We start from the raw sequence: 21696 nt of genomic DNA on the forward strand, positions 1-21696 counted from the left end.
GGACATGGAGAACACATGGACATGGTTCCTTCCCTCGCCAGCATCGCTTCACGCTTGCGACTCAAACAACTGCGCCTGCTGATCGCCCTCGATGAGCGGGGTTCCCTGCACAAGGCCGCCGAGCAGATTTCGATCTCCCAGTCCGGCGCCACCAAGGCCCTGCATGAAGTCGAGTCGCTGATTGGCACGCCGCTGTTCGAACGCCAGCCCAAGGGCTTGGTGGCCAACGAAATGGGGCGCTGCATGATTCGTTACGCCCGACTGATTCATAGCGATGTCGAGCATTTGCATGAGGAAATGCTCAGCATCATGCAGGGCCAGGGCGGGCGATTGTCGGTGGGGGTGATCATGGGTGCGGTGCCGTTGCTGACCCGGGCCTTGACCGCGTTGCGCCTCAAGCAGCCGGAGCTGTCGGTGGAACTGGTGGAAAACACCAGCGCGACGTTGCTCGGATTGCTGGATCAGGGGCGGCTGGACCTGGCGATTTGTCGCACCAGCGTCGGCCAGCGTTCGGACGCTTATGACTGCATCGAACTGAGCGAAGAACCCTTGGCGGTGGTCGCCAGCCAGGACCATCCGCTGGCCCGTGCCGAATCGTTGCAGCTCTCGCAATTGAGCGAGTACCGCTGGGTGGTCTACCCCAAGGACATGCCGATGCGCCAGGCCCTGGAACGTGAACTCGATGAAGCGGGGCTGGAAATCCCCCGCTATCCGCTGGAAACCTCATCCATCCTCGCCACCATGCTGTTGGTGCAGCAGGACCCGACGCTGCTGGCGGTGATCCCGGCGGAAGTGGCCAAACTCTGCGAGCAATACGATTTGCTGGTGAAGTTGCCGGTGCCGTTGCGCGCGTTGAATGAGCCTTACGGCGTGATCAGCCGGGCCGGCGCCGATCTTTCCCCGGCGGCGACCCTGCTGATCCACGAGCTGCAACAGGCGCTGATTACTTGATCACAATCGGATTCACCGGCGCCCCGGTGCCACCTACGACCTTCAGCGGCGCGGCGGTGTAGAGGAATTTCCACTGGCCATCGGCAGCGCAATCGCTGGCCAGTTCATCGAGCAGCGCCACTTCGGTGAAGGTCACGCCGAGGTTGCGCATCAAGGCGTTGTGCAGCGGGATCAACACCCCGGAGGCGGGGTCGACCGCCACTTCGTTGGCCATGGTGTCGGTGACCAGGTTGGGGATTTCCATCTGGTGAAACCACTCCACCAGTTCACGGCTGAAGGTCAGGCCAGGTTCGGCGAAATCCTTGTAGAACTCTTCCGGTTCGCGCTCGTAGAACGAACCGATCCAACCCGTGCGGATGATCAGGATGTCGCGTTTCTCAATCTCGATACCTTGAGCTTTCGCCGCCGCCAGCAGGTCCAGATGGGTAAAGGTTTCGCCCTTGTCCAGCACCGCTTTGCCGCGATGGCGGGCCATGTCGATCAGCACCGCACGCCCGACAATCCCGCGCTCGGCAATCGGCAGGATGCTGGCCTTGTCCATGCTGCCGATGGTGCTCATGGCGTCGTAGCCGTTCCACAACTTGTTGTCGTGCCAGACGTGGCCCAGGGCGTCGTACTGGGTCGAGCCTTGCAGGTGCATGAAGATCACATCGTCGGCGTACTCGACGTGGCCATCGAAGTGGGTTTTACCGGCGAGGAAATGGCCTTTGTCCAGCACATTGACCCGCATTGATGGGCGGCGGCCGGGCCACAGAGGCTCGCCTTTCGGGTGACCGATCTGCACTTGCAGGGTGAAAGTCTTGCCCTGTCGCACCGAGGCGATGCCCCGCAGGACTTCGGCTTCTTGCAGGTAATTCAGGGCGCCGACTTCATCATACGGGCCCCATTTGCCCCAGTTGGTGGGCAGGCCTTCGAGGAGTTTTTTGATGTCGGGAGAACGGTCGGCGGCGGTGTTATTGGTGTTGTGGTCGCACATGAAAGTTTCCTTGGGATTTAACGGCCGTACTCCTGTAGGAGCAAGGCTTGCCCGCGATGGCGGTGTGTCAGCAACGATGATGTTGACTGACACTCCGTCATCGCGGGCAAGCCTTGCTCCTACAAGGGCGGTGGCGTTTGGGGTTTATTTGATCGGTGAGAAATCCGCCGCGATCAGCAGTTTCGATTCCATTTTTTCCAGCATCGGGAAGGCTATCGGCACAAAGCCTTCGAGCCAGTCCGGGTCCTGATACAACGCCGCACGCTTGGTGATCCGCTCATCAAGGCTCGGGTAGGCCCAGATATGAATCACCTGATTAAGCTCGCCGATTTCCGTGTACCACCAGCCCACCAGCGTCGCGTAGCGGGAGATCACCGGCAGGCCGTTCTCTTCGAAGTGTTTGAGATAGGTCTGCATTTTTCCGATTTGAATCGTGTAGGTGCGCATTTCGTAGAACATGGGATTCGTCTCTTTAAGAATGAGTGCCGTGGTAGGCGTTGCTGATGATCCGTTCGATGTCGGCGGCGGTGGTCAGGCGTGGGTTGACCAGCACGTTGCCGCTGCGCATCGAGTCGCTGACCATCTGCGGCATGTAGTCGAGGTTCACGCCCAGGTCCTTGATGTTGGCGGGGATGCCGATGGCCTGGTTCAGCGCCATCACGTGCTCCACCACTTTGTGCCCTGCGCTGGCAGCGTTCAGGCCATCGGCGTCTTCGCCCATGGCGATGGCGATCTCGCGGAACAGCTCCGGGCAGGCCGCCAGGTTGTATTCGATGACGTAGGGCAGCAGCGTCGCGTTGGCAATGCCGTGGGGGATGTTGAACACGCCGCCGAAGGTGTGGGAGATCGCATGCACGTTGCCGAGTTTCGACTGGGCGAAGGCGACCCCGGCGAGGAACGAAGCGAGCAGCATTTGCTCGCGGGCATGCAGGTCCGAGCCGGTGAAAAACGCCTTCGGCAAATGGGTGCAGATCATCTTGATCGCTTGTAGCGCCAGGGCCTGGCTGACCGGGTTGGCCTGCTTCGACACGTAGGATTCGATGGCATGGGTCAAGGCGTCCATGCCCGTGGCGGCGGTAATCGACGGCGGCAGTTTGAGGGTCAGTTCGGCGTCGAGAATCGCCAGTTTCGGAAACAGCGCCGGGCTGATGATCACGGTTTTGAACAGCGTCTTCGTGTTGGTGAACACCGTGGAGGCGGTGCATTCGCTGCCGGTGCCGGAGGTGGTCGGGATGGCGAAAATCGGCAGCGGTGGGTGCAGCAGTTTGTCGTAGCCTTCGTAGTCGAGGATGTTGCCGGGGTTGGTGGCCATGGCCGCCACACCCTTGGCGGTGTCGATGCTGCTGCCGCCACCGACGCCGATCACCGCGTCGCAATCGTGGTTTTTCAGGAACGCCACGGCGCGTTCCAGCACGTCGGTGGTGGGGTTGGGCTCGACGCCGGCGAACACTTCATAGTCGATGGCGTTTTCGGCCAACGACGCGAAAAAGCTCTCCATCACCCCGGACGCGATCAACCCCTGATCGGTGACCACCAGCAGTTTTTTTCGAACGTGGGGCTTGAGCAATGCACCGGCCTGACGCACCAGGCCGTTGCCGCTCTTCAAGGTCGTGGGGAAATAAAACTGGAACGGGTTCATGGGTGTCTCCGGTTTCTTATTGGTCTGGAGACAGTAAATAGCGGGGCGGGCGGCTGATAATGAAAAGGTCTGATCCGGTGATGACTGTTTGTCATCACTTGTCGGTGGGGCTGTGTTGGCTGCAAGATCCAGCCCCTCACCCTAACCCTCTCCCCAGAGGGGCGAGGGGACTGACCGAGTTGAATAGCTGAGATACATCGACCTGAAATATCGAGTCGAACTCAGGTTCGATTAGCACGAAGATCTGCCCCCTCTCCCCAGAGGGGCGAGGGAACTGACCGAGTTGAATAGCTGAGATACATCGACCTGAAATATCGAGTCGAACTCAGGTTCGATTAGCATGAAGATCTGCCCCCTTTCCCCCTCTCCCCACTGGGGAGAGGGGACTGACCGAGTTGAATAGCTGAGATACATCGACCTGAAATATCGAGTCGAACTCAGGTCGATTAGCATGAAGATCTGCCCCCTTTCCCCCTCTCCCCAGAGGGGCGAGGGAACTGACCGAGTTGAATAGCTGAGATACATCGACCTGAAATATCGAGTCGAACTCAGGTTCGATTAGCATGAAGATCTGCCCCCTTTCCCCCTCTCCCCAGAGGGGCGAGGGGACTGACCGAGTTGAATAGCTGAGATACATCGACCTGAAATATCGAGTCGAACTCAGGTTCGATTAGCATGAAGATATGCCCCCTTTCCCCCTCTCCCCACTGGGGAGAGGGTTGGGGTGAGGGGTGGTTCTAAAGCCTGCCGCATCGACCAGAGGCACCACCCACGCAGTCATCCTCATTTCACAACCCACAGGAAACTCATCATGGATTTAGCCATATCAGGCCGTTGGGCCATCGTCTGTGCCGCCAGCAAAGGCTTGGGCCTGGGCTGTGCGCGAGCCTTGGCGAAAGAGGGCGTCAACCTGGTGATCAACGCTCGCGGCGACGACACCTTGCAAATCGCTGCCGCAGAGTTGCGTAACCTCGGCGTCGAAGTGCGTACCGTGGCCGGGGACATCAGCGAGCCAGCGGTGCGCGAGCAGGTGCTGGCGTCGTGTCCGCAGGTGGACATCCTGATCAATAACGCCGGCGGCCCGCCACCGGGTGACTTCCGCGACTGGCAGCGCGAAGACTGGCTCAAGGCGCTGGACGCCAACATGCTCACGCCTATCGAGCTGATCAAGGCCTGCGTCGATGGCATGGCCGAGCGCGGGTTTGGGCGCATCGTCAACATCACCTCCGGCGCGGTGAAGGCGCCGATCGATGTGCTGGGGCTGTCCAACGGCGCCCGCAGTGGCCTCACCGGTTTTATCGCCGGGCTCGCGCGTCAATCGCAGCTGGCCGGCAACAACGTGACCATCAACAATCTGCTGCCTGGACCGTTCGAAACCGAGCGCCTGCACAAAACCCTGAGCGCTGCCGCCGACGCCAACGGCACCAGCGTCGAGAGCATCAGCGAACAGCGGCGCAAACACGTGCCGGCCCAGCGGTTCGGCCAGCCCGACGAGTTCGGCGCCTATTGCGCGTTTATTTGCAGCGCCCAGGCCGGGTTCCTTACCGGGCAAAATCTGTTGCTGGATGGCGGCAGCTACCCCGGCACGTTCTGATTTTTCGGGGGATGACGTTTGGTGATCCCCCAATCAGATCCCCTCATTATTCATCGTTCGGGCGCGTGATTAGAGTTGGGCTGCTTGCCCAATGCCCTTTCAGACAACACGCATACCTGTAGGAGCAAGGCTTGCCCGCGATGGCGGTGTGTCAGTCGACATCATCGTTTCCGACACACCGTCATCGCGGGCAAGCCTTGCTCCTACAGAGGTGTGTGTTGTTGATGGGATTGGGCCGCTTGCATCCACAACAATAAAGAGCGCCCCTCATGAACAATCCGAGTGCCGAAACACTGTCCCTGGCCGCCGCTGAGCGTCCCACCAGCGTGCGCTGGCGAATCTTCCTGATCATGTTGCTGCTGACCGCAATCAACTACATCGACCGCGCTTCGCTGTCGGTGGCGTTGCCGCTGATTTCCAGCGAATTCCAGATCCCGCCAGCGCTGGAAGGTCTGATGCTCAGCGCGTTTTTCTGGTCCTACGCGTTGATGCAGATTCCCGGCGGCATGCTGCTGGATCGCTTCCAGACCCGCCGCGTCATCGTCATCGCAACCGTCGCCTGGGGCGCGTTCCAGGCATTGGCCGCCGGTGCGCACAACTGGATCATCCTGTTGATCACGCGCATGGGCCTGGGCATTGCCGAATCGCCGATCATGCCCGCCGGCGCCAAACTCAACGGCGCCTGGCTGACCCCCAACGAACGCGGACGCGGCGCGGTGCTGGTGGATGGCGGCGCGCCGTTGGGCAGTGCGTTTGGCGCGATTATCATTGCCGGCCTGATCGGCTGGTTCGATTCGTGGCGCATCGCTTTCGTCATCGCCGGCATCGGCACCATGCTCGCCGGTGTGCTGGCCTGGAAATACATCCGCAACCACCCCAGCGAACACCCCGGCGTCAACGCTGCGGAACTGGCGCACATCACCGAAGGCAATCGCAAAACCAGCCAACCCGGCGCGGTCACCAGCATCGCCCTGAAAGAACTGCTCAAGGACCGCTCGGTGCTGGCGATGTTCGCCGGTTACAGCTGCATCCTCAGCGTGTTCTACGGCTTGCTGACCTGGATGCCGAGCTACCTGCACCAGACCCACGGCCTGAACATTTCGAGCATGGGCGGCGCGACCTTCCTGATCTTCATGTGCGGTTTTGTCGGCGAACTGGTGGGCGGTTATCTGGGCGACAAATGGAAATCCAGCGGCGCCTCGCCCAATCTGGTGATGCGCAGCATGTTCAGCGGTTCGGCGCTGGTGGCGGCGTTGTGCATGCTGGCGGTGGCCTACGCGAACGAGGCGAGCAAAGCGATTGGCCTGCTGTGCGTGGCGATGTTTTTCATTCGCTGGTGCGGCATGTACTGGTGCATTCCGTCGATCCTCGGCGGCACTTCGAAAACCGGTGTGCTGGCCGGCACCATGAATTTCTGCGGCAACATGGCCGGGGTGATCGTGCCGATCCTGATTGGCTTGATCGTGCAGTTCACCGGTTCGTACTTCCTGGTGCTGATCTTCTTCGTGGTCATGGCCCTGCTGCTGGCGATTTTCTCCAGCCTGATCGATTATCGGGAACGGGGTCTGGCTTGAAATGAGCGGAGGGCAGGTGAGCGTCGATATTGAATGCGTGGTGGTCGGGGCCGGTGTGGTTGGGCTGGCGGTGGCCAGAGCATTGGCCTTGAGCGGGCGCGAAGTGATTGTGGTCGAGGCGGGCGAGGGCATTGGCGTGGGCATCAGCTCGCGCAATTCCGAGGTGATCCACGCCGGAATTTATTACCCGAGCGGCAGCCTCAAGGCGCAGCTGTGTGTCGAGGGCAAGCAGCGCTTGTATGCCTTTTGCGATGAGCGTGGCGTGGATTACCGGCGGTTGGGCAAGCTGATTGTGGCGACCGATGATGATCAACGAGCAGCGTTGCAACGGTTGCTGGAGCAAGGTTTGCGTAATGGGGTTGATGACTTGCAATGGCTTGATGCCGCTCAGGCGCAATCGCTAGAGCCTGAATTGTCCTGCGTCGCCGCGCTGTGGTCGCCGTCCACCGGCATTGTCGATTCCCATGGGTTGATGCTGGCGCTGCAAGCGGACGCCGAAGCCTCGGGTGCGTCGATTGTGTTTCATACGCCGCTGCTGGCGGCGCGTTGCATTGAGCAGGGTTTCGAACTGCAAATGGGCGGGGCGCAACCGATGACGTTGAGCTGTCGTGAGTTGATCAATTGCGCCGGGTTGTCGGCGCCAGAGGTGGCGCGTGGCATCGAAGGTTTGCCGTCACAGCACATTCCAACCGCACGATTGTGCAAGGGCAGTTACTTCAGCTTCAGCGGTCGGGCGTCGTTTCGGCACTTGGTCTATCCCGCGCCGGAAAGTGCCGGGTTGGGTGTGCACATGACCCTGGATCTGGGCGGGCAGGCACGCTTCGGGCCGGATGTGGAATGGGTCGAGCACATCGACTACCGCGTCGATCCGCACCGGGCGGATGGGTTTTATCAGGCGATCCGGCGTTACTGGCCGGGGTTGCCGGATGACAGCTTGCAGCCAGCCTACAGCGGCATCCGGCCGAAGATCACTGGCCCGACGGAACCGGCCGCTGACTTCATCATCAGTGGTCCGGCGGAGCATGGGGTGCCGGGGTTGGTGAACCTGTTCGGCATCGAATCGCCGGGGCTGACCAGTTGTTTGGCGTTGGCTGACCGAATAGTGAGCCGGACACTGGACTGATCGTTCCCACGCTCTGCGTGGGAATGCCTCAAGGGACGCTCCGCGTTCCAGCTCCGGGAAGGGACGCGGAGCGTCCCGGGCTGCATTCCCACGGGTCGCGTGGGAACGATCATTGCGGTTATGTCGACGAAACCGGTTCGGTCAGGACTTTCCTGAACGTCTCCACCAACGGCCGCAAATTGATCCGATGCCACGCCGCCCACAGTGGCGTGGTAAATGAAATCCACGACACCTCCCGCAACACCACCCCGGGCGGGGCATTGCGGCTCAAGCCTTTCTGGATCATCGCGATCCCCAACCCCGACGCCACCAGCCCCAGCGCGGTAAACGGCTCGGTAGCTTCCATGCGAATATCCGGGGTAAACCCGGCGCGGATGCAGGCGCTGACAAAGTCTTCGCGGCTCGCGCAGTTCTGGCGAGGTTGTACGCCGATCCATTCCTGATCGGCCAGATCTTCCGGGGTCAATAGCGCCTGTTGGGCCAACGGATGTTGCTCGGGCAACGCCAACAACATCGGATCATCGAGCACCTGAAAACCGAGCAAGTCCGGGTCGTCGGCGACGGGTGGCTCGCTCACCAAGGCGATATCCAGACTACGCTGGCGCAGGCCTTCCAGTTGTTCGGCAGAACCCAGGTTGTACAGCGCAACGTGCACGTTCGGCCGGTCCACCCGCAGCACGCGCAAGGCGTTCGGCAGCACACCGGCATGCATGGCGTTTTCGATGTAGCCGATGCACAAGCCGCCTTCTTCGCCACGACCGAGGCGCTTGCCCAGGGATTCCAGGCGATTGGCGTGGGTCAACAAGGCACGGGTTTCGGCGAGGAAGGTCTGGCCATCGCGGGTCAGGCGGATACGTTGCTGGCTGCGTTCGAACAGGGTCAGGCCCAGGCGTTCTTCGAGCTGAGCGATCTGCCGGCTCAGGGGCGACTGGGAAATGTGCAGGCGTTCGGCGGCGCGACCGACGTGTTCTTCCTCGGCGACGGCGACGAAGTAGCGCAATTGGCGGATGTCGATCATGTCAGACCTCTGGGGACTCAAGTGCTGCGTATTATGTCTTGGACGGTCCGATCCCCGCAATCTAGGATCTGCTCAACGGTCACATGAGCTGGCCAAAGACACTCAAGAGGAATCATCCATGAGCTTGAAAGACAAACTGCCCGGCACGCTGGGTTTCGGCACCGCCCCGTTGGGCAATATGTTCCGCGCCATCCCGGAAGAAGAGGCGATGGCCACCGTGCATGCTGCCTGGGATGCCGGCGTGCGTTACTTCGACACCGCGCCGTTTTACGGTTCGGGCCTGTCGGAAATTCGCCTCGGTGCCGCGTTGGCCCAGTACAACCGCGACGACTATGTGCTCAGCAGCAAGGTCGGCCGGGTGATCCTCGATGAACTCGAAGACACCGCCGCCCGTGATCTGGGCGAAAAAAGCGGCGTGTTCGAACACGGCCGCCCGAACAAAATCGTCAATGACTACAGCGCCGACGCGACCATGCGTTCGATCGAAGACAGCCTCACGCGCCTGCAAACCGATCGCCTGGACATCGTCTGGATCCACGACATCGCCCAGGACTTCTACGGCGATCAATGGCTGGAATACTTCAACCAGGCCCGCACCGGCGCGTTCAAGGTGCTGACCCGTTTGCGCGAAGAAGGCGTGATCAAGGGTTGGGGTTTGGGTGTGAACAAGGTCGAGCCGTGCGAATTGACGCTGGATCTGACCGAAGCCCAGCCCGACGGTTTTCTGTTGGCCGGTCGCTACACGCTGCTGGACCATGATCGTGCCTTGCAACGCCTGATGGATTCAGCCTTGGCGCAGAACGTTGAAATCGTCGTTGGCGGCCCTTACAGCTCGGGCATTCTGGCCGGCGGTACGCACTTCGAATACCAGAAGGCGAGCCCGGCGATCGTCAATAAGGTCGAGCAGATCAAAAAGATTGCGGCGGCCCATGGCGTCAGCATCAAAGCGGCGGCGTTGCAGTTCTCCTTGGCCAACCCGGCCGTGGCGGCAGTGATTCCCGGTTCCAGCCGTCCTGACCGGATTGCTGAAGATGTAGCGGCGTTGAATGAGGTGATTCCTGCGGCGTTCTGGCAGGCACTGCGTGACTCGAAGCTGATTTCCGAACGTGCTCCATTGCCAGGAGGTGTGGCATGAAAATCGATTTGACTGGAAAACTCGCCATCGTCAGCGGCAGCACCGCCGGCATTGGCCTGGGCATCAGCAAGGCGTTGGCCGAGTGCGGCGCCACGGTGGTGGTGATCGGCCGCGACTCGGCCAAGGTTGAGCAAGCGTTGGCGGACATTCGCGGCAGCGTGCCGGGTGCGCAACTGCGGGGCCTGACCGCCGACCTCGGCACCGCTGAAGGCGCCGAGCAGTTGTTCGCCGCCGAACCGCAAGCGGACATCCTGGTGAACAACCTCGGGATCTTCGACGACGTGGATTTCTTCGACGCGCCGGACAGCGAGTGGACGCGCTTCTATGAAGTCAACGTGATCTCCGGCGTGCGCCTGTCCCGGCATTACACGCCGCAGATGGTCAAGAACGGTTGGGGCCGGGTGATCTTCCTGTCCTCGGAATCCGGGGTGGCGATCCCGGCCGACATGATCAACTATGGCGTGACCAAAAGCGCCAACCTGGCGGTGTCCCATGGCTTGGCCAAACGCCTGGCCGGCACCGGCGTCACCGTCAATGCGATCCTGCCCGGCCCGACCTTCACCGACGGCTTGGAACAGATGCTCAAGGACGCCACCGCCGAGTCCGGCCGCAGCGCCCGGGAAGAAGCCGACGCCTTCGTGCGCAAGGCCCGCCCGAGCTCGATCATCCAGCGTGTTGCCGATGTCGAAGAAGTCGCCAACCTGGTGGCTTACATCGCCTCGCCACTGTCCTCGGCCACCACCGGCGCGGCGTTGCGGGTGGATGGCGGCGTCGTCGACAGCATGGCAATCTGAACCTGAATTCATAGAGAGAAATTAATTCATGGCAACTGCATCAGCATCTATCGACATCCCGGCCTCGGCCGATGACGTGTGGCAATTGATCGGCGGCTTCGACTCGCTGCCGGATTGGCTGCCGTTTATTGTCAAAAGCGAATTGAGTGAAGGCGGACGCGTGCGCAGCCTGCAAACCGCAGATGGCGCGGCGGTGATTGAGCGTCTGCAAGCGTTCGACAATGCTGCGAAAACCTACAGCTACTCGATTGAACAGGCACCGTTCCCGGCGACTGATTACCTGGCGACATTGCGCGTAGAAGCCCAAGGACAGGGCGCACGAGTGACCTGGTCCGGTCGGTTTACCGCCAAAGGCGTGACCGATGAAGAAGTGGAAGCGCTGTTTGACGGCATCTACAAGGGCGGCCTCGAAGCCCTGCGGGCCAACTACCCAGCCTGAGCCAAAGCACCACAAAACCCGGTGGGGGCGGGCTTGCTCGCGAAAGCGGAGTGTCAGGCAATAAAGATGTCGGCTGACACACCGCATTCGCGAGCAGGCTCGCTCCCACATTGGTTCAGTGCCATACACAATGATCGTTCCCACGCTCTGCGTGGGAATGCCTCAAGGGACGCTCCGCGTTCCAGGTCTGGAAAGGGACGCGGAGCGTCCCGGGCTGCATTCCCACGGGTCGCGTGGGAACGATCAGGTCAAGTGAGTCAGGTCTGCGGGATCAGGCTCTGCCGACAATCCAGCGCCAACCGCGCACCACCGTTATCGCTGGTGCCAACGTCCAGGCTAAACCCGTGCAGGCTGACAATCGCCGCAACAATCGAAAGCCCCAAGCCAAACCCGCTCTGTTGATTACCACCTTCAGCCCGATAAAACCGCTGAAACACGGCTTCCCGTTCAGACGGTGGAATCCCCGGCCCTGAGTCGAGTACTTCGATCCGCGTATGCCCGCCCTGATTAACCCCGCGCAAGATCACTTGGCCACCGGGCGGGGTGAATTTGATCGAGTTGCTCAGCAGGTTGGCAATCGCTTCGAACAGCAACGCCCGATCACCATTCAGCGACGGTAAGGACTCAGGCAGTTGCAGCTGAAAAACCAGTTCGCCTTCTTCCGCCAGCGGTAGGTAAAAGTCATGCAGCTCGCGTAGCAACGGCACCGGATCAAGCTGCACAAAACCCGAACGGCGCTGACGATCCTCCAGCTCGGAAATCCGCAGCAACCCACGAAACCGCGCCATCAAGGTATCGGCCTCGGCCAGCACCGAATCCAGTTGTTGCGACAGCGGCGAACCATCGTCGGCCTGTTGCTGGATCCGGTATAGCTGCGCCCGCAGGCGGGTCAGCGGGGTGCGCAGGTCATGGGCAATGTTGTCGCACACGCCTTTGACTTCGTTCATCAAGCGCTCGATGCGTTCGAGCATGGCGTTGACGATGGCGGCGAGCATGTCCAGTTCGTCGCGGCGGTTGGACAGCGGCAGACGGTGGGTCAGGTCACCGGCGACGATGGCTTCGGCGCTGGCCTGGATCGCGCGGATGCGCCGCAGCGGGCGGCGGCGCAACAGATGCCAACCGGCGATGCCGGGGAGGATGGTCAGGGACACGCCCCAGAACAATGCGTGGAGGATGATCTGGGTCACGGCAAACAACGAACCGTTGTCGCGTACCAGCACCAACCAGCGGCCGTCGAGGGTCGGGGTGGCCACGGCGTCGCAGCTGTCGGCGGGCAGGGTCGGGTCGTCGGACTCGGCGCAGTTGTCGAGCATGTGAATGCGGCCATCCAGCGGCAGGTCCGCCGGGATATCGCGCAGGGCGCCACTGAGGTAGCGATGCTGGGCGTCGAACAGGCCATAGGCGTCGATGCCACGGATGTCGAAGGTCATGCTGGCGGCGAGGGCGTCCACCAGTTGTTCGCCCTGGAAGCGCGAAAACAGGTGCTGGCGCTGCATCAGCGAATGTTTGGCCAGGTTGTCCAGGTAGCCGGAGACCTCGTAATACATGACCCCCATCAGGATCGCGGACCAGGCCACGAACAGTGAACTGTAAAGCGCCAGCAAACGGCTGCTGGAAGAGCGCCAGCCTTTAGAAGGGTTCAGCAATGACATACCCCGAGCCTCGCACAGTCCGGATCAGTGGGACGTTGCCGGGTGGGTCGATCTTCTTGCGCAAGCGGCCGATGTGCACGTCAATCAGGTTGGTGCCGGGGTCGAAGTGATAACCCCAGACCTCTTCGAAAATCATCATCCGTGAAAGGATTTGCCCGGTGTTGCGCATCAGGAATTCCAGCAATTTGTATTCGGTGGGCAGCAGTGTCAGCAATTCACCGTCGCGGCTGGCTTCGTGGCTGATCAGGTTCAGCTCAAGATCCGCCACCCGCAACGTGGTGGCCTGGGCGCTGACGGTGTTCTGGCGGCGCAGCAACACTTCCACCCGCGCTGCCATTTCATCGGTAGCGAAGGGTTTGGTCAGGTAATCGTCGCCGCCGGCACGCAGGCCACGCACGCGCTCGTCGACGTCGGAGAGGGCGCTGATCATCAGGATCGGTGTGACCACGCCCATGGTCCGCAGCGTGGTGACGATGGCCAGGCCATCGAGCTCCGGCAGCATGCGGTCGAGGGTGATCAGGTCGTAGTCCCCGCTCACGGCCCGCGCCAGGCCTTCACGGCCATTGTCGACCCAATCCACATCCAGACCGTGGCTGCTCAATTCAGCCACAATCTCCCGGGCGGTCACGGCGTCGTCTTCGATGGTCAAGATGCGGGTCATAGGGCGGGCCTGCTATTCGGTTCGTTACAGAATGAGGGCATTTTGCCAAGAAATGCGCGCGGCTTATTAAATTAACTTTCATGTTGGTTCAGGAACCTTGCGCGTGCGGCGTTTATTTGCGCGGAAGGTTGATATCATCGGGCCATGATTTTGAGAGGAGCTGCACCGTGCGTACGTTGATTCGTCGTGGCTGGATGCCGATGTTTGTACTGTTGCTGAGCGTTATCAGTTCCGCCACCTGGGCCGGCAATACCCCGTGCTCAGGGAAGAAGGGTGGCATTGATCGCTGCGACGGCGAGTTGTTTCTATGTAATGACGGCTCAATCAGCGCTTCAAAGAAGAGCTGTTCGGCGATGTATGGCGGCCAAAACCAGGCGCGGCCCCAGTCGTTTTTGCAGAACAGTGACGGTTGCGCATGCGGCACCAGCTCGTTTTGCACCGGCCCTCGAGGTGGCGCGTATTGCCTGACGCCAAGCGGTAATAAAAGCTACAAACGCAAGTAACCCGGCGAACGCCAAACGGACGTATTGAGCTCAATGCATAAAACCCGCTGATATTCAGCAGCTATTGCAAAATGCATGGTCCTAGGAAATTTAGGATTTTTAACCAATTGATTTAGAACGATTTATTAAAAGTCAGCGACTGGCACGGTGCCTGCAATTCCTCCCTCGAAGAGTTGTAACACCATCTTTCATGCCTGGAGCTGAACAATAATGAATAGATCCTCTGAGGGTTTTTATCCTGCCGCAGAAGAATCAAGCACGCTCTCGGGCGTGTCCTGGGGCGCGATCTTCGCCGGGGCTGCTGCCGCAGCGGCGTTGTCGCTGATTCTGGTGTTGCTCGGCTTCGGCCTGGGCTTTTCGGCTGTCTCACCGTGGGCCAACGAGGGCGTCAGCGCCAAGGGCCTGGGCATTTCCACGATTATCTGGCTGGCCGTGACGCAAATCGTCGCTTCGGGGCTTGGCGGTTACATTGCCGGTCGCTTGCGGGTGAAGTGGGCCAACATGCACGGCGATGAAGTCTATTTCCGTGACACGGCCCATGGCTTCCTGGCCTGGTGCGTAGCAACCCTGGTGACCGCGACCCTGGTGGTCGGCTCGGTCAGCAGCATCGTCAGTGGTGGTGTGCAGGCCGGGGCGAGTGTCGCCGGTGGCGCTGCAACGGCCATGACTGCGGCTGCCGGCACGGCCGCCGCCAACACCAACAGTGACCAGTACGGTTATTTCGTCGACAGCCTGTTCCGTGACGATCGTCCAGCCGCCGTCAGCGATGACGCCGCCCGTGGCACCGTGACTCGCATCTTTGCGCGCAGCCTGAGCAATAACGGCTTGTCCGCTGACGACCGGACCTACCTCGCGCAAATGGTCGCCCAGCGCACCAACCTGACTCAGGCTGATGCCGAGCGTCGTGTGGATGAGGTCTACGCCCGTACCCAGAAAGCCATTGCCGACGCCAAAGTGGCCGCTCAACAAGCCGCTGACACCGCCGCCAAAGTCGCTGCCTGGACCGCGTTGTGGATGTTCATCGCGCTGCTGGCCGGTGCGTTCTTCGCCAGCCTTGCCGCCACCTATGGCGGTCGTCGTCGGGATGCCGTGGTGTATCTGGAATCGGATGCCTACGTGACCACTACCACTCTGCCACCTGTTCGCTAACCCGGGAGAATCATCATGCGCTCATTACTTCTGTTCTTTCTTGGTGTGCCAATCCCGATCATTATTTTGATCGCCCTGTTCATGCACTGATCCCTCTGAGGCTCACGCCTCTGCCGCTTCTGCCTTTGGTAGAAGCGGCGTTTTGCTTTCTGGGGCAATATGTAACGCGATTTGTACCTGTGGGAGCGAGCCTGCTCGCGAAAGCGGTGTGTCAGTCAGCATTAATGTTGAATGTTGCATTGCTTTCGCGAGCAGGCTCGCTCCCACATTAACGTTGTGTTGTAACAGGGAGAATTGAGTTGGATAAGAAGGAAATCAAACGGCAAATCGTGGCGATGCTCGATGCCGGGCGCTCGAAAACCGAGACGTTCAAGACGTTCTCCGGCGGGGCGATCAAGGATCGGGTGCTGGCTTACTGGATCGGCTCGCACTCGGACCCGGCGCGTACCGCGCAGCATCAGGGCAAGATCAAGACGCTGCTCGGGCTGACCATCGCTCAAGCTGTGCTCGGGGCTGTGGCGGGGTTCTTTCTGGGCTCGATGATCGGGCCGAAAGCGACGCTGTTTTTCACCCTGTTCGCCGGGCTGGTTCCTCTGTGGTTCGCATACGGTTTTTACAAGAATCTGGCCCAGTTCTACACCGTCTACGTCATCCTCTCTCTCAGTCAATTCCCGCGACTGTTCAAAGACTTTGCCGAGGACCCGGTGACGACGCTGATCGGTGCCGCGATCACCTTGGGCATGGTGTTTTTCGTGGCTTACTTGAAGACGCTATTGTTCCCGGACCTGGGTTTTATCGGTCCGAAAAAAATCAAGGGCCAGTTCGTCTTTTCCAACTGATGCACGGTGTAGCGCCGGGGGGGCTTTCACTGGCGTGGATCAATATTTCATTCTGAAATATCGCTTAACTTAAAAGTTCGAAGCCCTCGCTGCGGTATCGACTAAAGTGCTTCGGCGCGCCGCCCGTGCGCTGCCGAAGACCCCGTGCAGACCTCCTCATTGTTGAGTACCAGTTGGCCCGCAAGGTTAGTGCAGCATGGAGCTGACGAACCCACTTGAATCTTTCACGGAAGAATCGCAATGCAACGCTTAGACAGACCTTTCGATATCCAGCCGCTGGTTCGGGCGGATATGACCGTGCAAATCAATGGCCAACCGGTCAGCGCCGCGATCGGCGAAACCGTCCTTACGGTCATTCAATCCCTTGGCCTGCGTCAGGTCGCTCGTAACGATCACGATCAAATCAGCGGTGCCTATTGCGGCATGGGCGTGTGCCAATGCTGCCTGGTGAAAATCAACGGACGGCACAAGCGTCGCGCCTGCCAGACCCTTGTGCGCGACGGCATGATCGTCGAAACCCAGGTCAATCGCATCGCCGAGCAGGAGGTCTTATGAGCCTGCATCCGGTGATCGTCGGTGGCGGGCCGGCGGGCATGGCCGCGGCCATTGAGCTGGCCCGGCATGGCGTGCGCTGCACCTTGCTGGAAGAAGCTTCGCGACTCGGCGGTGTGGTCTATCGCGGGCCGTTGCGCGATGGCGTTCAGCTCGACTATCTGGGGCCGCGCTATTCCGAAATCCTGAGTCGATTGCACGGGGAGTTTCAGGAGCAGTCGGGGCTGATCGATGTGCGACTCAATCATCGCGTGGTCGGTGCCGAAGGTACGCGCGCGCTGGTGGTGCTGGATGCTGATGAACGCTTGCACGAAATCGAATATCCGCAACTGCTGTTGGCGGCGGGCTGCCATGAACGCAGCGTACCGTTTCCGGGCTGGACCTTGCCCGGCGTGATCCTGCTGGGCGGGCTGCAGCTGCAAATCAAGAGCGGCGTGGTCAAGCCCCAGGGGCCGGTGGTCATTACCGGCACCGGCCCGTTGCTGCCGCTGGTGGCGTGTCAGTTGCACGCCTCTGGCGTCACTGTCGCCGGAGTTTACGAGGCCTGCGCGTTTGGCAAAATCGCCCGGGAAAGCCTGGCGCTGTTGAACAAACCGCAGCTGTTTCTCGACGGCTTGAGCATGCTGGCGTTCCTGAAACTGCACGGCATCCCCATGCATTACGGCTGGGGCGTGGTTGAGGCCCAGGGCGATGGCGAGTTGAAGTCGGTCACCGTGGCGCCGTATTCCCGCACCTGGGAGCCGGACCTGAGCCGCGTACAAACCATTACCGCCCAGACCCTGGCGGTCGGCTACGGTTTTATCCCGCGCACCCAACTCAGTCAGCAAATGGGCCTGAACCACGGCTTCAGCGACGACGGCTACCTGCGGGCCAACGCCGATATCTGGCAACAAAGCAACGAGCCCCACGTGCACCTGGCTGGGGATATGGGCGGGATTCGCGGTGGCGAAGCCGCGATGCTTGCCGGGCGGATCGCGGCGCTATCGATCCTGTTGCAACGGGATGTACTGGATACGGAGCTGGCACTGGTCAGGCGTGACCGCTACCTGTCGAAACTCAAAGCGATTGTGCGCTTTCGGGCCGCAGTCGATCGCTACACCGAACGCGGCGCCGGGCAGACTGCATTGCCCGCCGCCGACACGGTGATCTGCCGTTGCGAACACGCGACCCGCGCCGACATCGACCGGGCGCTGGAGCAGGGCGTGCAAGACATGGCCAGCCTGAAAATGCGCACCCGCGTCAGCATGGGCGACTGTCAGGGGCGGATGTGCGTCGGCTATTGCAGCGATCGCCTGCGTGAAGCCACCGGGCGCCAGGACGTGGGCTGGTTGCGCCCGCGCTTTCCCATTGATCCGATCCCGTTTTCAGCTTTCCACAATGCCGCCACGGAGGCCGCCAATCATGAGTAAGTTCTATGACGTGGTCATCGCCGGTGGTGGCGTGATCGGGGCGTCCTGCGCTTATCAATTGTCCAAGCGCAAAAACCTCAAGGTGGCGCTGATCGACTTCAAGCGCCCGGGCAATGCGACCCGGGCCTCGGCTGGCGGTTTGTGGGCTATCGGTGAGTCGGTGGGGTTGGGCTGCGGGGTGATTTTCTTTCGGATGATGTCGGCCAATCGCAAGCGCGAAGCCCACGGCTCGGCGGTGGTAGTGGACTCCAGCACGCCGCACATCCTGCCGCAGTCGTTCTTCGATTTCGCCTTGCAGTCCAACGCCATGTACCCGGCGCTGCACAAGGAGTTGCAGGACAACCACGGAATGGATTTCAAGTTCGAGAAGACGGGGCTGAAGTTCGTGATCTATGACGACGAAGACCGGCTCTACGCCGAGCATATCGTCGCCTGTATTCCCCACTTGGCCGATCAAGTGCGCTGGCTCGACCAAGCGGCATTGCGCGTAGCCGAGCCGAGTGTCAGCCATGAGGCGAGGGGGGCGCTGGAGTTTCTTTGTGATCACCAGGTCAGCCCGTTCCGCCTCGCCGACGCTTACACTGAAGGCGCTCGGCAAAATGGTGTGGACATGTACTTCAATACCAACGTCACCGGGGTGCTGCACCACGGTTCGCGGGTCACCGGCGTACAAACCGCCGAGGCCGGAGTGTTTCACTGCGACACCCTGATCAACGCGGCGGGTGCCTGGGCGGCAGACCTGAGCGAACAAGCGACCGGCATTCGCATACCGGTGAACCCGGTGAAGGGCCAGATCCTGCTGACCGAACGCATGCCGAAGATCCTGCGTGGTTGCCTGACCACCAGCGATTGCTACGTGGCGCAGAAAGATAATGGCGAAATCCTGATCGGCAGCACTACCGAGGACAAAGGCTTCGACGTCACCACCACCTACCCGGAAATCGCCGGGCTGGTGCAAGGCGCGGTGCGTTGCATTCCAGAACTGGCTGACGTCAACCTCAAGCGCACCTGGGCCGGGTTGCGTCCGGGATCGCCGGATGAGTTGCCGATTCTTGGGCCGATGAAGGGGGTGGAGGGCTACCTGAATGCTTGCGGGCATTTCCGTACCGGCATCCTGACGTCGGCGATTACCGGGGTGTTGCTGGATAAGCTGGTGAACAATGAACCGTTGCCGCTGGATATCACCCCGTTTTTGGCGGATCGGTTTGAGGTCAAGGCCGGGGTAGAGGTGAAGGCGCTGGAAATGGCGTAACCATTGTGGGAGCGAGCTTGCTCGCGATAGCGGTGGGTCAGATAACGATGATGCTGACTGATTCTCCGCCATCGCGAGCAAGCTCGCTCCCACATTTGATCGGGGTTGACTCAGGTATTGATCGTTCCCACGCTCCGCGTGGGAATGCAGCCCGGGACGCTCCGCGTCCCTTTCGAGAGCTGGAACGCGGAGCGTCCCTTGAGGCATTCCCACGCGGAGCGTGGGAACGATCAGGTCAGGATCAAACCTTCCCCGATTCCTGCTCTTCCAGCTGATCCGCCTCAAACAACTTGGCCAGTTCTGCCCGGGCTTCCTGCGCCGTCTGCAAGACTTTCGCCGCATCGTCATAAACCGCATGCTGCGCCTCCAGCACCTGTTCATCGTGATGTTTGAAGCGTTTGATCCGCGCATCAGCCTGGGCCTGGGTCAACCCCAATCCCACCAACGTACGACGGCTCATTTCAAGACTGGAGTAATAGGTTTCCCGAATCGCTTCGGCGCCCAGGTCCACCAACCGGTGAACGTGCTGGCGGTTGCGTGCCCGGGCGATGATTTTGATGTGCGGGTACAAGCGGTGCACCACTTCGGCGGTCTTGATGTTGGTGTCCGGGTCATCGGTGGCAATCACAAAGTATTCCGCCTGCTCGACCTTCGCCGCGCTGAGGATTTCCGGGCGCATCGGGTCGCCGTAGAACACCGGCACACCGCCGAAACTGCGGGACAGCTCGATGGTTTCCACCGAGGTGTCCAGCGCGACGAACTTGATGTTCTGTGCCCGCAAAATCCGCGCAACGATCTGGCCCATCCGGCCCATGCCGGCGATCACCACACGTGGGGCGTCAGTGTCGATATCGCGGAATTTTTCCGGCACCACCACCGGTTGTACTTTCGGCGTATACAGCCGCGCGCACAGCAGCAGCAACAGCGGCGTGACAGCCATGGACAAGGTAATCGTCAGCACCAGCAAGTCGTACAGGCGCGGTTCGAACAAGCCTTGGTCGCGGCCGATCTTGAACACCACAAATGCAAACTCACCACCGGCCGCGAGCACGATACCAAGGCGAATCGCGCTGACCTTGCCCAAACCACCGGCCAGGCGCCCGACGACAAACAGCAGCGGCAACTTGATGGCGATCAGCAGCAACGTCAGCCCCAGCACCGTGATCGGTGCGCTCAGCAGCAGACTCAGGTTGGCGCCCATGCCGACGCTGATAAAGAACAGCCCCAGCAGCAAACCCTTGAACGGTTCGATCTGCGCTTCCAGTTCGTGACGGTACTCGGAGTCCGCCAGCAGCAACCCGGCGAGGAACGCGCCCAACGCCATGGACACGCCGACCAGGTCCATCAGCCACGCGGTGCCGATTACCACCAGCAATGCGGTGGCGGTGGAGACTTCCGGCAGGCCGGTCTTGGCCACCACTCGGAACACGGGTCGCAGCAGGTAACGTCCGCCGATCACCACCACGGCAATGCTGCCCAGGACACGCAAACCGTGGTTCAAGTCCTCGGCGGCGCTGGTGGTGTGATCACCGCCGGCCAGCAGCGGCACCATGGCAATCAACGGGATTGCGGCGATGTCCTGGAACAGCAGAATCGCGAACGCCAACCGCCCGTGGGGGCTGGTCAGTTCCTTGCGTTCCGCCAGGCTTTGCAGGCCAAACGCGGTGGACGACAACGCCAGGCCCAGGCCCAGCACAATTGCGCTGTTCAGCGACTGGCCGAACACAAACAACGCCAGCACGCCAATCACCGAACCGGTCAACAGCACTTGCGCAAGGCCAACGCCGAACACCGATTTGCGCATCACCCACAAGCGTCGCGGTGACAACTCCAGACCGATGATAAACAGCAGCAACACCACCCCCAGTTCGGAGATATGGCTGACGCTTTGCGGATTGCCGATCAATCCCAGCACCGACGGTCCGATGATCACACCGGCAAACAGATAACCCAGCACCGCGCCCAATTGCAGGCGTTTGGCCAAAGGCACGGTGAGCACCGCCGCGAACAGAAACACGACAGCGGCTTGCAACAGGTTGCCTTCATGGGGCATGGCGAAACTCCATAGACTCGGTTCGGCGGGGGTGACAAGGATAAAGGCTGGGGCTGCGTGCGTCAGCCAGGCAGATGAAATGAGATTGCCTGACACACCGCTTTCGCGAGCAGGCTCGCTCCCACAGGGAGATCAATGTCGTATACAAAATCGGTGTACGACACAAATCTACGGTGGGAGCGAGCCTGCTCGCGAAAGCGCCGGGTCAGGCAACAGAGATGTTGAATGAGATAGCCTCTTCGCGAGCAAGCTCGCCCCCACATTGGATCTTGGTTGTACCCAAGTTCTGCATCCACTAAAGAGCCCTGTGGGGGCGAGCCTGCTCGCGAACGCGGACTGGCAGTTAGTTACATTTAGCATCAATTGGTTACACTCATAGGATA

At 60.7% G+C, this 21696-nt stretch carries 20 protein-coding genes; 13 read left to right on the forward strand and 7 right to left on the reverse strand.

Annotation, left to right across the window (positions count from 1 at the left end):
* Positions 1-21: 21 nt before the first annotated feature.
* Positions 22-951, forward strand: a complete 930-nt coding sequence (locus BK667_RS30610; RefSeq protein ID WP_123599919.1) for a LysR family transcriptional regulator — start codon at positions 22-24, stop codon at positions 949-951.
* On the opposite strand, the gene BK667_RS30615 is transcribed toward BK667_RS30610, so the two are convergent.
* The 3 genes from BK667_RS30615 to BK667_RS30625 form a co-directional block, all read right to left on the reverse strand.
* Positions 944-1927: a cyclase family protein gene (locus tag BK667_RS30615; RefSeq protein WP_123599823.1), complete on the reverse strand. Its 984-nt coding sequence runs from the start codon at positions 1925-1927 to the stop codon at positions 944-946. The genes BK667_RS30610 and BK667_RS30615 overlap by 8 nt on opposite strands.
* Before the next feature lie 144 nt (positions 1928-2071).
* A complete protein-coding gene (locus tag BK667_RS30620) occupies positions 2072-2386 on the reverse strand; it encodes an NIPSNAP family protein (protein WP_123599824.1) in 315 nt (104 codons plus the stop codon).
* Between the two features lie 13 nt (positions 2387-2399).
* Complete coding sequence (locus BK667_RS30625) at positions 2400-3566, reverse strand: iron-containing alcohol dehydrogenase (protein ID WP_123599825.1); 1167 nt, start codon at positions 3564-3566, stop codon at positions 2400-2402.
* A gap of 811 nt (positions 3567-4377) precedes the next feature.
* Here BK667_RS30625 and BK667_RS30630 point away from each other — a divergent pair.
* The 3 genes from BK667_RS30630 to BK667_RS30640 all read left to right on the forward strand — a co-directional run bounded on the left by BK667_RS30630 (position 4378) and on the right by BK667_RS30640 (position 7857).
* The gene (locus BK667_RS30630; RefSeq protein WP_123599826.1) at positions 4378-5160 is read left to right on the forward strand and encodes an SDR family oxidoreductase; all 783 of its coding nucleotides are present in this window, start codon (positions 4378-4380) and stop codon (positions 5158-5160) included.
* A 269-nt stretch (positions 5161-5429) separates the two neighbouring features.
* Positions 5430-6734: an MFS transporter gene (locus BK667_RS30635; protein ID WP_123599827.1), complete on the forward strand. Its 1305-nt coding sequence runs from the start codon at positions 5430-5432 to the stop codon at positions 6732-6734.
* A 16-nt stretch (positions 6735-6750) separates the two neighbouring features.
* Positions 6751-7857 carry an NAD(P)/FAD-dependent oxidoreductase gene (locus tag BK667_RS30640; RefSeq protein WP_123599828.1) on the forward strand — a complete coding sequence of 369 codons (1107 nt, stop codon included), beginning with the start codon at positions 6751-6753 and terminating at the stop codon, positions 7855-7857.
* Positions 7858-7975: 118 nt separating this feature from the next.
* Here BK667_RS30640 and BK667_RS30645 read toward each other — a convergent pair whose 3' ends face one another.
* Positions 7976-8875, reverse strand: coding sequence for a LysR substrate-binding domain-containing protein (locus tag BK667_RS30645; protein ID WP_123511443.1), 900 nt, complete (start codon positions 8873-8875; stop codon positions 7976-7978).
* A 118-nt stretch (positions 8876-8993) separates the two neighbouring features.
* On the opposite strand from BK667_RS30645, the gene BK667_RS30650 reads away from it, so the two are divergent.
* Genes BK667_RS30650 through BK667_RS30660 form a run of 3 tightly spaced genes read left to right on the forward strand, consistent with a single transcriptional unit; the run spans position 8994 to position 11243 of the window.
* Complete coding sequence (locus BK667_RS30650) at positions 8994-10010, forward strand: aldo/keto reductase (protein WP_123599829.1); 1017 nt, start codon at positions 8994-8996, stop codon at positions 10008-10010.
* Positions 10007-10804, forward strand: coding sequence for an SDR family NAD(P)-dependent oxidoreductase (locus BK667_RS30655; RefSeq protein ID WP_123511447.1), 798 nt, complete (start codon positions 10007-10009; stop codon positions 10802-10804). Before BK667_RS30650 ends, BK667_RS30655 begins: the two co-directional genes overlap by 4 nt.
* A gap of 28 nt (positions 10805-10832) precedes the next feature.
* Complete coding sequence (locus tag BK667_RS30660) at positions 10833-11243, forward strand: SRPBCC family protein (protein ID WP_123511449.1); 411 nt, start codon at positions 10833-10835, stop codon at positions 11241-11243.
* A gap of 257 nt (positions 11244-11500) precedes the next feature.
* On the opposite strand, the gene BK667_RS30670 is transcribed toward BK667_RS30660, so the two are convergent.
* Positions 11501-12895: a sensor histidine kinase gene (locus BK667_RS30670; protein ID WP_123511453.1), complete on the reverse strand. Its 1395-nt coding sequence runs from the start codon at positions 12893-12895 to the stop codon at positions 11501-11503.
* Entirely contained in the window at positions 12873-13556 is a 684-nt protein-coding gene (locus BK667_RS30675) for a response regulator transcription factor (protein WP_123511455.1), read from the reverse strand. Before BK667_RS30675 ends, BK667_RS30670 begins: the two co-directional genes overlap by 23 nt.
* A gap of 200 nt (positions 13557-13756) precedes the next feature.
* Here BK667_RS30675 and BK667_RS33760 point away from each other — a divergent pair, with 200 nt between their 5' ends.
* The 6 genes from BK667_RS33760 to hcnC all read left to right on the forward strand — a co-directional run bounded on the left by BK667_RS33760 (position 13757) and on the right by hcnC (position 19260).
* The gene (locus BK667_RS33760) at positions 13757-14059 is read left to right on the forward strand and encodes a YdcA family protein (protein ID WP_123599920.1); all 303 of its coding nucleotides are present in this window, start codon (positions 13757-13759) and stop codon (positions 14057-14059) included.
* Positions 14060-14269: 210 nt separating this feature from the next.
* A complete protein-coding gene (locus BK667_RS30685; RefSeq protein ID WP_123511457.1) occupies positions 14270-15208 on the forward strand; it encodes a hypothetical protein in 939 nt (312 codons plus the stop codon).
* A gap of 299 nt (positions 15209-15507) precedes the next feature.
* Positions 15508-16047 (forward strand): FUSC family protein, encoded by a 540-nt coding sequence (locus BK667_RS30690; protein ID WP_123511459.1) that lies wholly within the window; start codon positions 15508-15510, stop codon positions 16045-16047.
* Between the two features lie 240 nt (positions 16048-16287).
* The gene (gene hcnA, locus BK667_RS30695; RefSeq protein WP_123599830.1) at positions 16288-16602 is read left to right on the forward strand and encodes a cyanide-forming glycine dehydrogenase subunit HcnA; all 315 of its coding nucleotides are present in this window, start codon (positions 16288-16290) and stop codon (positions 16600-16602) included.
* The gene (gene hcnB, locus BK667_RS30700) at positions 16599-18008 is read left to right on the forward strand and encodes a cyanide-forming glycine dehydrogenase subunit HcnB (protein ID WP_123599831.1); all 1410 of its coding nucleotides are present in this window, start codon (positions 16599-16601) and stop codon (positions 18006-18008) included. The genes hcnA and hcnB overlap by 4 nt, the downstream gene beginning before the upstream one ends.
* The gene (gene hcnC, locus BK667_RS30705; RefSeq protein ID WP_123599832.1) at positions 18001-19260 is read left to right on the forward strand and encodes a cyanide-forming glycine dehydrogenase subunit HcnC; all 1260 of its coding nucleotides are present in this window, start codon (positions 18001-18003) and stop codon (positions 19258-19260) included. Before hcnB ends, hcnC begins: the two co-directional genes overlap by 8 nt.
* 241 nt (positions 19261-19501) lie before the next feature.
* Here the strand turns inward: hcnC and BK667_RS30715 are convergent, their stop codons facing one another.
* The gene (locus BK667_RS30715) at positions 19502-21313 is read right to left on the reverse strand and encodes a monovalent cation:proton antiporter-2 (CPA2) family protein (RefSeq protein WP_123511467.1); all 1812 of its coding nucleotides are present in this window, start codon (positions 21311-21313) and stop codon (positions 19502-19504) included.
* Positions 21314-21696 lie beyond the last annotated feature (383 nt).

The sequence above is a fragment of the Pseudomonas frederiksbergensis genome (genome assembly GCF_003732705.1).
GTDB classification, from domain to species: domain Bacteria; phylum Pseudomonadota; class Gammaproteobacteria; order Pseudomonadales; family Pseudomonadaceae; genus Aquipseudomonas; species Aquipseudomonas frederiksbergensis_F.